18 protein-coding genes are annotated in these 13,417 nt (G+C 32.4%); 5 read left to right on the forward strand and 13 right to left on the reverse strand.

What is annotated here, in order from left to right; genetic code table 11:
* Nucleotides 1-19: 19 nt before the first annotated feature.
* Nucleotides 20-157 carry a RodZ family helix-turn-helix domain-containing protein gene (locus DIS06_RS20275; protein ID WP_162596041.1) on the reverse strand — a complete coding sequence of 46 codons (138 nt, stop codon included), beginning with the start codon at nt 155-157 and terminating at the stop codon, nt 20-22.
* Between the two features lie 488 nt (nt 158-645).
* Here DIS06_RS20275 and DIS06_RS19460 point away from each other — a divergent pair, with 488 nt between their 5' ends.
* Both DIS06_RS19460 and DIS06_RS19465 read left to right on the forward strand, forming a co-directional pair.
* The gene (locus DIS06_RS19460) at nt 646-1,563 is read left to right on the forward strand and encodes a DUF5655 domain-containing protein (protein ID WP_110114901.1); all 918 of its coding nucleotides are present in this window, start codon (nt 646-648) and stop codon (nt 1,561-1,563) included.
* Nucleotides 1,564-1,574: 11 nt separating this feature from the next.
* The gene (locus DIS06_RS19465; RefSeq protein ID WP_110114902.1) at nt 1,575-2,123 is read left to right on the forward strand and encodes a hypothetical protein; all 549 of its coding nucleotides are present in this window, start codon (nt 1,575-1,577) and stop codon (nt 2,121-2,123) included.
* Between the two features lie 75 nt (nt 2,124-2,198).
* Here DIS06_RS19465 and DIS06_RS19470 read toward each other — a convergent pair whose 3' ends face one another.
* Nucleotides 2,199-2,390, reverse strand: coding sequence for a hypothetical protein (locus tag DIS06_RS19470; protein ID WP_110114903.1), 192 nt, complete (start codon nt 2,388-2,390; stop codon nt 2,199-2,201).
* 503 nt (nt 2,391-2,893) lie between these two features.
* On the opposite strand from DIS06_RS19470, the gene DIS06_RS20835 reads away from it, so the two are divergent.
* Nucleotides 2,894-3,022, forward strand: a complete 129-nt coding sequence (locus tag DIS06_RS20835; RefSeq protein WP_275425449.1) for a hypothetical protein — start codon at nt 2,894-2,896, stop codon at nt 3,020-3,022.
* A gap of 177 nt (nt 3,023-3,199) precedes the next feature.
* Here DIS06_RS20835 and DIS06_RS19480 read toward each other — a convergent pair whose 3' ends face one another.
* The 6 genes from DIS06_RS19480 to DIS06_RS19505 all read right to left on the reverse strand — a co-directional run bounded on the left by DIS06_RS19480 (nt 3,200) and on the right by DIS06_RS19505 (nt 9,670).
* A complete protein-coding gene (locus DIS06_RS19480) occupies nt 3,200-3,379 on the reverse strand; it encodes a hypothetical protein (RefSeq protein ID WP_110114905.1) in 180 nt (59 codons plus the stop codon).
* A gap of 27 nt (nt 3,380-3,406) precedes the next feature.
* The gene (locus DIS06_RS19485) at nt 3,407-4,378 is read right to left on the reverse strand and encodes a hypothetical protein (protein ID WP_110114906.1); all 972 of its coding nucleotides are present in this window, start codon (nt 4,376-4,378) and stop codon (nt 3,407-3,409) included.
* Between the two features lie 693 nt (nt 4,379-5,071).
* Nucleotides 5,072-6,853, reverse strand: a complete 1,782-nt coding sequence (locus tag DIS06_RS19490; protein ID WP_110114907.1) for an ATP-binding protein — start codon at nt 6,851-6,853, stop codon at nt 5,072-5,074.
* A 9-nt stretch (nt 6,854-6,862) separates the two neighbouring features.
* Nucleotides 6,863-7,987, reverse strand: a complete 1,125-nt coding sequence (locus DIS06_RS19495) for a hypothetical protein (RefSeq protein WP_110114908.1) — start codon at nt 7,985-7,987, stop codon at nt 6,863-6,865.
* Between the two features lie 111 nt (nt 7,988-8,098).
* On the reverse strand, nt 8,099-9,013 hold the full coding sequence (locus DIS06_RS19500) for a tyrosine-type recombinase/integrase (protein WP_110114909.1): 915 nt from the start codon (nt 9,011-9,013) through the stop codon (nt 8,099-8,101).
* Between the two features lie 138 nt (nt 9,014-9,151).
* Nucleotides 9,152-9,670, reverse strand: coding sequence for a GIY-YIG nuclease family protein (locus DIS06_RS19505; RefSeq protein WP_110114910.1), 519 nt, complete (start codon nt 9,668-9,670; stop codon nt 9,152-9,154).
* A gap of 289 nt (nt 9,671-9,959) precedes the next feature.
* Here DIS06_RS19505 and DIS06_RS19510 point away from each other — a divergent pair, with 289 nt between their 5' ends.
* Nucleotides 9,960-10,370, forward strand: coding sequence for a hypothetical protein (locus DIS06_RS19510; protein WP_110114911.1), 411 nt, complete (start codon nt 9,960-9,962; stop codon nt 10,368-10,370).
* Nucleotides 10,371-10,411: 41 nt separating this feature from the next.
* On the opposite strand, the gene DIS06_RS19515 is transcribed toward DIS06_RS19510, so the two are convergent.
* From DIS06_RS19515 to DIS06_RS19525, 3 genes are all read right to left on the reverse strand, one after another.
* Nucleotides 10,412-10,669 carry a hypothetical protein gene (locus tag DIS06_RS19515; protein WP_110114912.1) on the reverse strand — a complete coding sequence of 86 codons (258 nt, stop codon included), beginning with the start codon at nt 10,667-10,669 and terminating at the stop codon, nt 10,412-10,414.
* Nucleotides 10,670-10,737: 68 nt separating this feature from the next.
* Nucleotides 10,738-11,088, reverse strand: a complete 351-nt coding sequence (locus tag DIS06_RS19520) for a ribbon-helix-helix protein, CopG family (protein ID WP_110114913.1) — start codon at nt 11,086-11,088, stop codon at nt 10,738-10,740.
* Complete coding sequence (locus DIS06_RS19525; RefSeq protein WP_110114914.1) at nt 11,081-11,893, reverse strand: ParA family protein; 813 nt, start codon at nt 11,891-11,893, stop codon at nt 11,081-11,083. Before DIS06_RS19525 ends, DIS06_RS19520 begins: the two co-directional genes overlap by 8 nt.
* Before the next feature lie 211 nt (nt 11,894-12,104).
* On the opposite strand from DIS06_RS19525, the gene DIS06_RS19530 reads away from it, so the two are divergent.
* Nucleotides 12,105-12,665 carry a hypothetical protein gene (locus DIS06_RS19530; RefSeq protein WP_110114915.1) on the forward strand — a complete coding sequence of 187 codons (561 nt, stop codon included), beginning with the start codon at nt 12,105-12,107 and terminating at the stop codon, nt 12,663-12,665.
* On the opposite strand, the gene DIS06_RS19535 is transcribed toward DIS06_RS19530, so the two are convergent.
* Together DIS06_RS19535 and DIS06_RS19540 are read right to left on the reverse strand one after the other, a co-directional pair.
* Nucleotides 12,658-12,930 carry a hypothetical protein gene (locus DIS06_RS19535; RefSeq protein ID WP_110114916.1) on the reverse strand — a complete coding sequence of 91 codons (273 nt, stop codon included), beginning with the start codon at nt 12,928-12,930 and terminating at the stop codon, nt 12,658-12,660. The two genes, DIS06_RS19530 and DIS06_RS19535, sit on opposite strands and share 8 nt — an antisense overlap.
* A gap of 83 nt (nt 12,931-13,013) precedes the next feature.
* On the reverse strand, nt 13,014-13,352 hold the full coding sequence (locus DIS06_RS19540) for a restriction endonuclease subunit S (RefSeq protein ID WP_275425450.1): 339 nt from the start codon (nt 13,350-13,352) through the stop codon (nt 13,014-13,016).
* Between the last annotated feature and the right edge of the window lie 65 nt (nt 13,353-13,417).

Raw genomic sequence — 13,417 nt, forward strand, 5'->3', positions numbered from 1 at the left:
TACAACGCTTAGGGATTCACTAGGTCAAATGTCGAAAAAGAAAATCATTTATATATACTTTTTTAGATAGTTGCTCTAAGCTATAGCCCTTTTCTTCTCTTAACCTACGAATCAATTTACCAAACTCAGCTGGCATTTGTTTTCTGCCTTTTCCCATTTCAATCACTCCTGTTCTACTTTTTCCATTATGGAAATCCTTTTTGATTAAAAATCTTTATATTATAGATTAGTAGAGTGATTTTATAACTTAAAAACAGGAGTATTTGATAGTAACAACTTCTCAAATTCGGCATTTCAGTTATGTGAATGTGGTAGTTCTATGAATAAGTTCTATAAGTTATATGCATATTTTTCATATACGTTATGTCCATTTTCTGTAAAATACATGAACGATATTCATAAAAATGGTACGGTTCTTGAGCTTATAAGATACGGCATATGCAGTTTATATGAAAGTCTTGCATATAGCATGATCAAGATTATTAGTTATAAGGAACATAAGTTTGATTAAGTAGAGTTAAGAAACTAACTTTATTAAAAAGCAGGATAGATTGAATTGTTAAATCCCCATTACCTTTTTTCGTTTTTGTAAAATATAGGATATAATTGTCTAAAGACAATGAAAAATATTTAGGGGTTGAGCATATGGGTGACATTAAACTTTTTTCTATCAACCAGGATACAGTTGAAGAGTTAATTGGAAGTGCTGTGACAATTGAAAAATCATTGCAAACGTTAATCGAAAAACATTTAGATGCGTTTCTGGGTGTTCGATTTCTTGCAAGTGAATACAGCACAGGAAAAACTCATGCTGGTAGAATTGACACTTTAGGATTAGATGAAAATAATTGTCCCGTCATTATTGAATATAAACGTTCTATGAACGAAAACGTCATTAACCAAGGTCTTTTCTATTTAGATTGGCTTCTTGACCATAAGGGTGAATTTACACTATTGGTACTTGAAACTTTCGGTAAAGATGTTTCAGATAATATCGATTGGAGTAGTCCACGCCTCTTATGTATAGCAGGTAGCTTTACCAAATACGATAGTCATGCCGTTCAACAAATCAATCGCAATATCGAGCTGTATCAATATAAAAAGTACGGAGATTCACTCTTCATGTTAGATTTAGTGAACGCAACAACCGCACAAGGTAATGAACATATTGAATTAGACAGCTCTGTCGGTAAAAAAGGTGGTAAAAGTAAAACAGCATCAGAATTATTAGATAAAGCAAATACTGACCTTACAGACCTTTTTGAGCATTTACGATCATTTATGTTAGCCCTCGGTGATGATGTCCAAATGAAAACTTTAAAACATTATTTTGCCTTCAAGAGAATTAAGAATTTTGCTTGTGTTGAGGTAATTCCAGGGAAGCAAAAGCTACTCGCTTATCTTAAAGTGAATCCTGATGAAATAGCCTTAGAGGAAGGTTTTAGTCGTGATGTTCGAAACATCGGACATTATGGCACAGGTGATTTAGAAGTAACTATTCAAAATGAAGAAGATATGGAAAAAGCAAAGAAACTAATTGTGCGTAGTTACGACTTAAGTTAAGAGGAATAGATATGAAAGCGATAAAAATAGAGCAAATCACAATACCCTATAAAAAAGAATGGTTGCAACAATGGAAGGAAAGAAATCCCAATATAGTCCCATCCTTTATGTTAGATTGGGACGGCCCTGGTATTAGCAACGGTTATGGTTTTGGTGAGTGGATGGCTGAGAAGTATTTTAGGAATCAAGGTTATTACGTGTTCACCAATGACTTTAACCTATTATCTAAAACATCAAAATTCAGTCGATATAACAAAATGATCGACACACTTATACCTCCAGGGAAACTAAAAGAATTTAAGGAAATCGTTCAACAACTGACTAAAGAGGGTTATTCCATTGAAAACCCTGATCTTCTTGTCTTTAACTTAAACACTTGTTTCTTTGCAGAAGTTAAAAAGGAAAGTGATAAAGTAAGAGAACCACAGCTACGTTTCTTTTACCTTGCTAAACAATATTTTGAGATTGATAGTAAGTTGGTTTATTTATGTGATAAGTCAATTGATGTTTTAAGTGAAGAATTAACGTTTGAATTTGATCTATCTGATTCAGTAATTTAAAAGCTATTGTACTATTGAAAAGTGCTCCTTTTTCAAATTGATTAGAAGTACTTTTCTAACATTAACGAACTTCCCCTAACGATTTTGATTTCTTCCACCAGGTACAAAGTTTCCATTGCACCACTTGATAAAATTTGATGTGTGGAGTAAATATGTTCTTGCCGTACTTTCGGTTAATGCTCCACTTTTCTTAGCTTCCTCTACTTCCTTAATATATTGATCTAATAACTTTTTCATCTCTCTTAATAATTCTGGATTTACTTTCAAACAAACCAACCTTTCATTTATATTTGAAACAGCTTTAACCATCCTTTTTGTTCTACGGTTAGGATAAGACTATCATTCTTTGGGTTCGGATAAACCTCTGCTGTTTCCCAAAATATTTTAGCAACGCTTGTTGCTGTACAGATTTTCAACTTTCTTTCTTGTAACTTCTCAATTAACCTCTTAGATTCAAATAAGTAAACATATGATATGCACCAGGGCTTTACCATCCCTCTTGATCAACAAGCATTATACATATCACCTGTTAAGACTAAATGATAGTCGGGCAGAAAATTAGGTGCTATATCTAATAATCTCTCATTCTTTGTATAGAATTTGATGTTTACACTCTGTCCTGATAAAGAGCCCGATCTAAAGTACCCATCGATGCCTTTATTAGATGCTGATTCCGCTAAGTGAGTAAGGTGAGTTCATTGACACAATTACATAGATTAGTACCATATAATAAAAGAATTTATGTTCGCATTTTATGAGGAGAGATTTATATGACCATTGCCCAAAAAGAATTAAGGGATCATGCGTTTGAAATTGCTACTGAAATTGCTCGTGTAGCAGGTAAAGATCCTTTATACATTTGGAACTCTGAGAATTTCAAAGGGAATTACAGAAGATAGCTGAAAAAGAGTTGGAAAGGTTGATACAAGAAGCGAAGTAGTAACAAAGGAAATTGAGCACTGAAAGAACATTTTTCCTTCTCATCATTATCTGATGCAATCGTGTTATTGTGTAAACTCAATAGAATATTAGATTAAAAGATTGAGGGGAAGTGTATGATTTTCCACTTCCCTTATCTACGAACGCTTTTCAACAAACTTCTCTAATTGCTCTTTCGATAAATCATTTGGGCTTAGATTATTTTTCTTACAATACTCATACAACGCCCTAACCTTTACTTTATACTCTCCTGGAACAGCGTAAACCCCATCATCAAAACCGTCTTCAAATTGCTTGATTTGTTCTTTTAAATCCATTTTTCACAACCACCCTTTTATTGCTACCTACCTCAACTTATACGCTAAATCAATATATGGTCGAATCTGTTCAAAGTCATCCACCCACTCTAAACGTATGTAGGCTTCGTGAGGATACTTTTCAATTTCATATTCTTTCCTTTCAAAATTTCTCCCCAACAAGTTATCAATTTCTTCTTGAACACTTAACCCCAAACGTTTATTCTTTTTACCGATGTGTAAGATTAAACATCGTTGTCTTTGTGTAGTTAACGTAGCAAATTTGGGCTTACCTGTTCTTTTATACCCTATCCCATCATTCGTTTCAGCATCTTGAAGGTCGATATATCCTGATTCATTCCATAAATAATCATGTATCTTCCTTGCTAATTCTTGAGCTTTAACCTTCTCAAATTGTAAGAAAAAGTATTCCTTCGTTTTAGGGCTACCTATACAATTGATTGCACAATATTCTTCAAATTGTTCTAATAGAAAACACGTTTTAATATCATTGCACTGTAAGAAATCTGGTTGTTGTTCACGAAAAAATTCTCTAACTTGAGCCCAGGTAAGAATAACATTTTCTCCTACTTCCTGATCAATAGCAAATCTACTTTTATGCCCTTCAAGCTGATTAACATCTAAATAGGAATTTAACCCAATTTTTGTTTCAATTAACATCGAAATTGAGGCTGAAAGAATAGCTCCATCAGGGATGTAATACTTTCTACCTTGTTGATTATCTATAACCTTCTCAGTTTCAGCAATTCCAATAACCACTGCCTGTTTAGTTCTGCGATGTAACTCATTTGATACTTGATACATGAATTCATAATGTTCATCTTCTACACATAATCCTAACCATTTAATAAATCGATCAGTTAATAAAGGTGAGGCATGTTGCAAGACATTAAGAAATGCCTTTGTTGTATTGTTTTCTATTTGTAATTGTTTCGTTTCCTGAGAACCTTTTTTCGTGTGTCCCCGATAGTAATGAAAGATATTTTTATAGATTGACAATTGTAATCACCTTCTCTAATACATATTAACATTATTATCACCTAAAATTTAACTAATTTCATTTTATTAACAATGTTCAAACTAATGCTAATGATGAATCAAAATTCCCCTTAACCCTTAACAAAAATGGAGCAAAAACATTTAAGTTTTCGCTCCATTTTTTGTTTATACTATGTGCATTAAAAATAAACTCTTCCGAAAACCTCTCCCTCAAACCCGCATTCCACCGTTTGCTTTCATAATAAAGTTTTCCGAAAATCACCGTTTTTCACTCATTTCCCACTCAAAAACAAGCGTTTTTTCCCGTTTTTTTCACTCATTTTTTCACGCTTTTTCTCAAGTTAAAATAAAGTTTTCCGAAAATGAAAACGTAAAAAGGCAAGTCCCACAAGGATTTGCCCTGATTTTTTACGAAAACTTCCCTCTTCCTTTTTAACGAAAATCGGAAATGTTTATTTTGTTTCGGAAGAGAGAATTAGTGGGTCACATTTCAACACTAACTTCGTCACACTCTCCACGTGCCTTGTTTGGGTACGGGGTATATAAAAATATAAAAAAATACGCATGTACCAGTCTTGCTTAGGATAATTACCTATTTTCTGTAATTGAAAAAGGTTAGTTTTAAAGTCGCAAAACTATTCGATAAAAGCAGGTACAAACTGAGCTCCAGCGTCCCGCTTTTAGTATTTACCATTAACTTTTTTTATTCCACCTCTCAGCTATAGTTGGTAACTGCGCATTAGTCCATGGCTTCTTCCATTCTTCTAAATAATTAATGTCATTTGAAGAAGGTTTATTGATACATGGGTCAATCATAACTAAAGATGGCATGATTATTGCTTCTCCAGTAAGTACAGCTTGTCCACGTTGTAACGTTGATATAGACGCAGTTAACGACTCTAAACTATCTGGCAAAAGCCTTTTAATATAATTCTGGTCCTCCGGATTAGTCAACCTCATTGCAATGAAGTTACTACATTGTGAAAATATTGTCTCAGAAATTTCCGATGGTCTTTGGCTAACTATCATTGCTGTAACACCATATTTTCTACCTTCTTTTGCTATTCTTTCAATTGCAGTTCTGGAGGATTTATATTTTGCAGCATTGTTTTTTGGAACATATTTATGAGCTTCTTCGTAAACGATTAATAATGGCAAATAATCCTCTTCATTAGTTAATTCATTTATACGCTCATCGTAAAATTGCTTAAAATAGTAACCATACTCAAATAAAAGCCTAGATACTAACGAAACGGTAATATTTAATACTTCAAATGGGACACCACTTATATCTATTATAGTTACATTTGCTTTTTTATCATTTTTATAGCCTAATATACTCTCTAGGACATCTAAAAATGGAACTTTGAATTTTTGCAAGTTGTCCCCTAATGATAAAAAATTTAGACGATTATCTTTGACCTTGCTACTCATCCTAGAAATCATTTTATCTAATTTTCTATCACTATCATTATATGTTCCTCTTGAAGCACTTTTTGTTTTAACCTCTTGAAATTTAATCGCTTTAGTAAAGTAATATTTATACTTTTCACTATTATTTTTTAATTCTTCTATTTCGTTTTCTCCAGTTTTAAGAGTTATTTTAGAGGCATCGTTATAGTCGGTTGTTTCGTTAGTTAAGTTCTTTATACACCTAATAACTTCGTCTATTGAAAATGGTACAGGGCTATCAAAGCTGATTTTCTCATTATTATCATTATGAAATTTCTTATTCTCAGTAATAATATCTCTCAATAACGACACTTGATTATAAGCATTGTTATCACCAGTTTCAATAAATAAATCTTCTAATTCCTCTCCATTCATTAACCAGTAAGGTAAAAATAAATTTTCAACATCAATATAATTAGCTGATGGAAAAGCTGACTTGTATTCTGAATGAATATCAAAAATTACAATATGAGAATTATTCAATTCACTATACTCTGAGTGTTTCGCCGTTATTGCCTCCTGAATAATCTTGGCTACCGTATTAGACTTCCCTGAACCCGTTGAACCTACTACTGCTATATGCTTATTAAAAAATTTGTTTCCATCTACTGGAACAGTTGTGAGCTCATCTTGTTTTAACTTCGCAAAACAAAATCTTGCTTCCTCTTTTGTGTTCTCATATATTTTTTGTATTTCTCCTTTTCTCGCTAATTCAACGCCTGTTGGAGGGATAGTTAAAGTATGGTTTCCCCTGTGAAACACACCCTCAAAGTCTAAAAAGCCCATAGGTGTACCTTCAATTACATATTTCGGCTGGTGAGGATTTAAAGTATTCTCTTCAATAGTAAAGTTTTCTACCATTGCTATTAAAGAGCAATCCTTCTCATCAGAAACTCTTAAATAGGAGCCTATGGATATCCTTTCAGTATCAACTCTATGAAAAGCATCTAAATCATATACTTCAACTTTAATTTTGTTAGGTAAAACTGAAATAACTTTCGCTACATCATTTAAAGTATTCATCTTACACTCCTAACCAATCATATTTATTATTTGTTCTATATTCGAGATTTGAATTTGATTATTTCCGTCTATATCTAAATTAAAAGGTTGCTGAACGAAAAATTCGTATGTATCTCTAAATTCAACGTATTCTATTACTGAATGTAGATTTATATCTCTCAATATCTTTAGCTGAGTTATATTATCAGTAACTTTATTGCGTGAAGTAAATAAATCTATGTCAAATTCATCATCTGAAAAGAAAGTACCGTCATTAAAAAATAAAGGGCCCTTTTCTTCTTTCAGTTGTTTCTTTAATGATATGAATTGAATGTCTGATAAGTTTCTGAAACATACATAAGGAGCTATTGGAGCTTTATAATACTTCTCAGCAATTATGTATAAAATGTTTATTAAGTTATTTAAATTGGGGTCTTGGCAATCTATAATAAACATTCTTTCTCTTGCCACTCTGCTATGACTTTTAGGTGTGAAATATTGTCTTTTTATAACTCTTTCATATTTTTCTTTGGTTAAATGAAACTTGTAAGCTTGTTTAAAAACTACTTGACTAGCTTTTTGGAATAATGTATCAATATCAGATTTATTTATATAACGTTCTTCTTTTACTTTTATAGCCGATTTTAAAAGGTGCGAATGTATTATCATATGGTAAATCAAGGCAGTATCTTCATTCTGTAATGAATAAGTGTCCTTAATAGAAGAAATCACTTCTTCAAATTGCATTTGGTAATCTAAACAAAATTTCAACTTGAAATTATTTGTGAACAGTTCTTTGAGTCTCTTAGGATAGTCGGCTTTGTTTATCCCCAATATTTTATCAAGTTCACTACTGCTTAAACTTTTTTCTTCTGGACTTTTATCTTTAAAGTGGCAATAAAGTGCAAAATTTTTGGTATTATCCGACTTAAATTCTTCCAAAAGTTGGATTACAGGTTTTTTTATTAAACTGTTCTTAAAATTTTGAGTCTCTTTATGTTTCACTTGAATTACATAAGCTTCATAATTAATATCTTGTTGGTTTTCAAAATAAATTTGTTTTTTGGGATTACCGAGTATTTCTAATATTGTGGTGTCGAATTGATATATAAAACCTTTAAGTGCATAATAACCACCATCTGTTCCTTTGCTCATCTTAACCTCCAAAAAAAAACCACAAGTATGGGCAAACATAACTTGTAGTTTTAACATGATGATTTAATCTACCAATATTATACACAATTCTATAGAATATGACAGTTAATTTCATAAACCTTCTAACTTTTCTAACATTGTCTTTCTGCTAGTATTCGTATATAGGCTAGTTGTCTGAATACTAGAATGACCAGCCAAATTTGCTACCTCATGAATTCCAAGCCCATTTTTTATACACTCGCTACAAAAATAATGTCTTAAATCATGCGGAGACAACACTTCTGACAATAGAGCAAGTTCACTATACTTCTTAAAAGACTTATTTATTGTATTTCTGGATAAACTCCTACTCCGGTTACTGACAAATAGATATGGGCTTACTTCATGCAGCCTATATTGGTCTCTAATTCCATAAATATATCTAGATAGAACCCGCTGAAGATTTTTGCTAATTAATACAGTTCTACTCTTATTTCCCTTACCATGCCTAATTAATATTTCCCTTGCATCCAAATGAACATCTTCTTGTAGAATTGATAATGCTTCCGATATCCTACAGCCACTCAGGGCCATTAATTTGGCTAGTGCATAATCGCGATAGCTCTCTCGCTCACCCATTTCTTCTTTGCTTTCTAATATTACTTGAAAGAAACGGTCAACTTCTTGTTTTGAAAATTTTGATGGCGATGCTATTTGTTGTTGAATTTTATTAAACATATTCCGCTCGATAACTTCTTCCTTCATTTGACCGTCTTCAATTAAAAATTTATTAAAGGCTCGTAATCCATTTAATCGTTGGTTTACTGTTTTTGCCGATAAAAGTTCGCCATTAGCCTTGCGCTCCTTTTTCATGGTATCAATATAATCATTTATATTTTCTTTGTGTAACGTCTTCAATTCCTTTCCAAATTTCCCAGTAAACCATCTATTATATTGGAGTATACTTCGAGTATACGAAGAGATTGTATGGTTTGAATTTCTTTGCTTCTCCAAATAGATTTTAAATCCCTCTAACTTCTCTAGCATTGCTCTCCCCTCCCCAAAAGTTATGTCTACTCAAAAACCAGTGTGTATTTATAAAGTTATGTCTACTTAGCTAAATGATTTTACCATCCTATTAGCTGCTAAGCAGACATAATTGATATTATGTGTAATCCGCTTTTATCAACAAAAATCCTCTCTATATTTACGAACAAGGTGCCTGTAGACTTTCACCATTTCATTCAGTGATGCTCTAGCTCGCTCTTCAGATATAGCAATACTTTCATTATCCCTCTCAATTACGTTAAGTGTGCCTATTGTTGAAGCAATAAGTCTCGTTTCCAATGCTTTATAGTTACTTTTTCCTTCAACCAGTATAAACCTTACATACAAGCATTCATTCGGGAAAAAACGGTAAACGCCTTTGAGATATTTCGATATGCTATTGGACCTTTTATGTTGTTCCATACGACCATCTAAATCTTTAGAACAACCTATATAAATTGGTTGTGGCTCCATGTATGGAGTGAACTTCAACCCAATCACATAAACTCCAGATTTAATCATTGTAGAAGAAAAATCATGTTTAAAATCAAACAGTGGAAACCAAGTAAAATTCTCAATAGTAGCTATTTTCCTATACGGATTTACTGTTTGAACTGAATAATACTCATTACTCTTTATCCCGCTAACCTTTGTCACAGAAATCGCTCCTCCCCTCTATTACTACTTTTCAATTAAAATCTTAAATTAGTATCCTTAATCAAGGCAAAGCAAGGGGACATAACTACTGTACATTTCAAATTTATAAAACCGTTAAAAACCAGCAAGAACAAGCAATTTAAAGATTTTATAGATAGTTTATTTACACATAATTTCTAGGTAACTGTTACCCGGTAACTGTCACAGTATTAATTATTAGAAAATCAGATTTTTTAACACTTTTGACAAATCACTGCTAAAATATCAAAAACTCAAGGAGTGATTTACCATGTTTGGTCGTTCTGAACACAAAAACGTATGTATCAAAGTGATAAGAGGAAGAGCATACTTATATACTTGGCAGTACCGGCCAAAATCAGAAAGGTCTCCAAGAAAAAATCAAAAATATCATTGGAAGTATGTAGGTAGTTATGGTTCGCTTAAAGCAGTTGAGTTTATTAAAGCTAACTTATCAGTAAGCGAGCAACGAATATTGCAATTAGAATATGAGCAAAAGCTCGAACAAGAGAATAATATTCTTAATAACATTCAAAAAATGGAGCTTCGAGAGCCTTTTAAAAGCCAAAAAGAAGAAATTGTAAAGAACAAAAATAATATAAATAGAAAGGATGCTTTAATAGCCTTTAACAAAAAACTACGTAAGATAGCTAGAAGAAAACTAAACAATCAACTTAAATGAAAATAGGTCCAGAGTTATATCAACTCTGGACCTTCCTCATATTAAACCTGCTTCATCTTATTTTTTATCTCTATCACTTGTTCCATAACAAACCTAGACCTCTTTAGTCCTTCGACTTCTTGGCTCGGGTTGCTATTTTCATAACCTAATTCATATAGATAAAATTCAGGTAATCCCTCTTCTCTCTGATATTTATCTATTAAAGCATTATAAAACATAACTTTCTTTTCTACTTCTTCAAACGACATATGTTTAGCCCAGCTTTTTATTGTATCTTCTTGAACTTTAGAAAGCTTCATGAATTAAAACCCCTAACAATTTTTATTAAAATCTAATATTTGCTAATAATGATTAACATTAAAAATCCTTATTCATACTTCTCTCTAAAATCATCCCAATATATTTCGACTTTTAAATCGTTCTCTAAAAACTGTTGTATGGCTTGCTTTACAACCTGCGATTTAGAAATCCCATTCTTCATAACATATCTCTCAAGCGCATCAACAATCGCTACTTCTAACGAGAAAGACGTACTTTTTTTGGGATTGATAACTCTTGGACCCGGTTTCAAGCCGCGGGGATTGTTTTTTTCTTTAGTTTGGTTAATTTTTAATCTCTGAACCGCTAACGATGATTGTCCGGTAGAACTAGATTTGTCACTTGTGCCATTTATTATTTCATTCGGTAGATTTATTGAGTTTAAAAAGTCATCAGACATAGCTCATTACCTCCCTAGCGTGCACGAAGACATCATTCAATACGTTTTTAACGTATCGATTTTCTCTCAGCTTACTATCTTGAAATATTTGATATAGTTTATTTCTTTTAATTGCAGTTGCGTAACGAATTGGTGGCAGCAACTGCTCTGCCTTGACTCCTTGATATATGAGTTGGTCATAAAAAGTATCTATATGCTTTTTGTCTCCTTTGTTAAACTCCACTTTATTTGTAGCTATAAAATAGTTTAGCGAGTGGGGAACTGCCTCTTGAACTTCTTTCACCATGTTAATATCCTGAATAGTTGCATTCATAGAGCTCAATTCTGCTGTTGTAGCTAGAACAATCGTATCAGCAGCAACAATAGAATAAAGTGACTTATCGTCATTTTGAGAAGGATGGTTATCAATGAAGATATAATCGAAATAATCTTTTAATGGCTCAATTAGCTTCCTCAAGAAATACTCTCTATTTACTCTTATGTTTTCATTTGTCCACTCCACTAACTTATCGACATCATTATTGGATGCCATATAATAGATGTTGGTGTTGCCAAACCTCTTAACACATTCTTTAAATTTCTGGCCTTTGGAAGAGTACCAATCGAATACCGAATTACTGATGACTTCTGATATGCCAAATTCTTTGGCCACTGAACTATTTTTACATAAATCTAAAATGAGTATCTTCTCTTCTGGATTAATCTTTAAAATACCAAGAGGGATATAGGTTGAGTAAAACGACTTACCACAACCCCCTTTGGACGAAAAAACTGATATTACCTTTCCTTTTTTCTTTTGTGACATATATTAATTTCCTCCAAGCAATTAAGATAATCAAGGACTCACTATCCTTGTCGTAATGTTATTTTCTATTATTTTTTAATAACCCTTATGAACTTCTAATATTTTTTAAGAGTTTTTAATAAGGATTGTTTTAACTATGAAGTCTTCTTTTCGTAATCTTTGTCACATATCATTGAATAAAGGTTAATACGAAAGAAAAAAGGGGATGTCCATGGAACAGTTACAAGAGTTAGTAGCGCTTTACAAAAGAAATTTCGAAAAACATGAAGAGTGGAAATTAAGCGATTTTAGAAATCAGTCAAAGCCATTGGAGGATTTAATAAGGGATGCTGTTTGGGGTAAAGAACCGAAATTAAAAAGAGACTCTCATCAATACCGTATCCCTAAAAAGACGTTGGAGGAAATGGAAGAAGAGTTACTTAAACCGGAAATTATCAAGGAGTTAATGAAGCGTAAGACCTTTGATGAAATATTTACGATGATTTATGTTTTAAAAGCACCGTTCTTTGGTCCTTTATCGGTTTATGACACCTCTCTTAGACTAGGTGCAATAATGCAATTATATCCTAATGTTATTTATTTGCATCGAGGTGCGTTAGATGGGGCTAGGGCTTTGCTCGGCAAAGAGGTTCTGCATAGGCATGCTAAATACTTCTGTGATGACAAAGAGTATCCTTATATTACAAAGGAAGTTCTCCCACGTGAGTTGCATTGTTTGGAGCCTTATCATATTGAAAACTTTCTATGTATAAACAAAAGTAAATTTAAGTAAAAGCAAAGCACCCCTTCATAAATTCGTTCACCATATGTTTCATTTCGTTTTCAGCAATGGTTCTTGCATGTTCAATTACATCTTGAGGTAAAAAATTTGAAACTTCACTTGGCAGCCCGCAAGAAGGACAAAAGAGTTCAATAACTGAGTCATCATACAAGTCATCCGCATATAATTTGAATGTATCACCACAATGCGGACACTCTAACGTAGAGAAACCATCACTATCACTTGGTTTTTGAATAGTAAATTGTTTATCGCCCATTTTTTTTGACTCCTTAACTTGTAATTATAATAATGCTTTTAATTTAAAAAAGGACACGAACTCTCTGTGCCCTTAATGGTATTTTAAGACTTAATAGATAACTTATCTTCAAGCAATTGACTAAGTAAATCTGAGCCAGTTCCTTCTTCAGGCCTCTGCTCAACAAGTTCTCCGCGGAATGCTTGCTGTAATAAACTTTCACGCATACTTTCTAGGTAGTATTCTACTTTCTCTAATAGATTTATGGTCTCTTCTGACTTTCTAAGTTCTTCTTCTAATTTATTTATAATTCGTCTTTGCTCTAAATTTGGTGGGAGTGGTATTAAGGTTTCTTTTAAAATAGTTTGATTTATATTTGGCTGTGCCCCCCCTTTACTTTTATTAACCAATTGTTTTTTTATTGATAATAAATAATAAAAAATATACTTATTATCACTAGTGTTGCATTAATTAAATTTTAATATTAAAAAGACTCCTAATCTTCAAT

Source organism: Bacillus sp. CGMCC 1.16541 (genome assembly GCF_003184905.1).
In the GTDB taxonomy this organism is placed as follows: domain Bacteria; phylum Bacillota; class Bacilli; order Bacillales; family Bacillaceae_H; genus Priestia.